Origin of the sequence: Novosphingobium sp. KCTC 2891, from assembly GCF_025938155.1 — a bacterium.
Lineage (GTDB): Bacteria > Pseudomonadota > Alphaproteobacteria > Sphingomonadales > Sphingomonadaceae > Novosphingobium.
Window position 1 is genome coordinate 1 of record NZ_JAPCZG010000033.1, and the last position, 1,272, is coordinate 1,272.

Here is a 1,272-nt window from a genome sequence, read left to right on the forward strand (position 1 = left end):
CCGCTGACGTGACCCCCTGATTTCCACCAGCGGGGATTAGAGCCCGGCAGCTTTGTTGCGCATGAGCGCGGGTTGAGCAATGGCCTGCGCAGCGGAGCCCGTAGGGCGTAGCGAAGCAGGCCATTGCGTATCCAGTTCAGCGGCGAACGCCGTTGGGGTCTCGTATCCAAGGGCCGAGTGCGGTCGCACCCGGTTGTAATCGTCAGCCCAGGCGGCGATCACCACGCGGGCATGATCCAGGCTGAGGAACAGGGTCTCGTTGAGCAGCTCGTCGCGCATGCGCCCGTTGAAGCTCTCGACGTAGCCATTCTGCATCGGCTTTCCCGGGGCGATGTAATGCCACTCGACGCCGATCTCCCCGCACCAGGCGAGGACTGCGTTCGAGGTCAGCTCGGTGCCATTGTCGCTGACGATCATCCCTGGCTTGCCGCGCTCGGCGATCAGCTCGGTGAGCTCACGCACGACCCGACGCCCTGATATCGACGTGTCCGGCACAGCACGCAGGCACTCGCGGGTCACATCGTCGACGATGTTGAGCACTCGGAACCGGCGCCCCGACGCCATCTGATCGTGCACGAAGTCCAGGCTCCATCGCTGGTTGGGCAACGCCAGCACAGGCGCCGGAGCCCGCGCACCGATGGCACGGCGGCGGTTCCTCCGTCGTCGGACCGCCAGCTTCTCCTCGCGATAGAGCCGCTGGGTCTTCTTGCGGTTGATCACCACGCCCTCGCGCCGCAGCAGGATGTGCAGCCGGCGATAGCCGAACCGGCGGCGCTGCTGCGCCAGCTCGCGCAGCTTCGACCGAAGATCGGCATCATCATCCCGCTGCGACCGGTAGCGCATGCTCTTCCGATCAGCGCCAATGACACGACACGCCCGCCGCTCGCTCATCCCCAGGACCGCCTGGAGACGAGCGACCGCCTCTCGCTTGGCAGCGGGCGTCACCAATTTTTTGCGAGGAGATCCTTCAGACCTGCGTTGTCCAGCATCGCATCGGCCAGCAGCCGCTTCAGCTTGGCGTTCTCGTCCTCCAGCGCGCGCAGCCGCCGCGCCTCGGACACCTCCAAGCCGCCATACTTGGCCTTCCAGTTGTAGATCGTCGCTTCAGAAACGCCGTGACGCCGAGCCAGATCGCCGGTCTTCGCACCAGCCTCGGCTTCCTTCAGCACCGCAATGATCTGCTCTTCCGTGAACCTCAATCGCTTCATCGTCCGTCCTTCCATCAGGGCCGGACTCTAATCACACTTGGAGGAAAATCAGGGGGTCACGTCA

At 64.7% G+C, this 1,272-nt stretch carries 1 protein-coding gene; it reads right to left on the minus strand.

The genetic code is table 11. The features are described from left to right. Positions 1-36: 36 nt before the first annotated feature. Positions 37-1,208, minus strand: a protein-coding gene (locus OLX02_RS20145; RefSeq protein ID WP_264425745.1) for an IS3 family transposase whose coding sequence is annotated in 2 segments (ribosomal slippage) — positions 37-956 and positions 956-1,208 — 1,173 coding nt in all. Because the reading frame shifts where the segments join, the coding sequence is not laid out codon by codon here. Between the last annotated feature and the right edge of the window lie 64 nt (positions 1,209-1,272).